Origin of the sequence: Salifodinibacter halophilus (assembly GCA_012999515.1) — a bacterium.
Lineage (GTDB): Bacteria > Pseudomonadota > Gammaproteobacteria > Nevskiales > Salinisphaeraceae > Salifodinibacter > Salifodinibacter halophilus.
In genome coordinates, this window is the sequence record JABEEB010000394.1 from 1 (window position 1) to 258 (window position 258).

Below are 258 nucleotides of genomic sequence, written 5' to 3' on the forward strand. Positions count from 1 at the left end.
GATGGCCTCGCTGCTGGCCTTGTTCGGCCTGTTGCCGATGGCGCTGTCCAGCGGCATGGGCAGCGAAACCCAGCGCCCGTTCGCGCTGGTGGTGGTCGGCGGCATGCTCACGACCTTGCTGGTGGCGCTGTTCGTGCTGCCGGCGCTGTACAGCCTGATCGCGGCCAAACGCCTGCAAACGCCGGAGGAGGCCGACGCATGAAGTGGGTAGTCGTTCTGAGTGGGATGCTGGCCGCGGCGACGCTGCCGGCGATGGCG

At 68.6% G+C, this 258-nt stretch carries 1 protein-coding gene; it reads left to right on the plus strand.

Annotated elements, in window-relative coordinates; all coding sequences use genetic code 11:
• Positions 1-202 (plus strand): hypothetical protein (locus HKX41_12170; protein NNC24891.1); only part of this gene is annotated, 202 nt, incomplete at its 5' end.
• Positions 203-258: the final 56 nt, after the last annotated feature.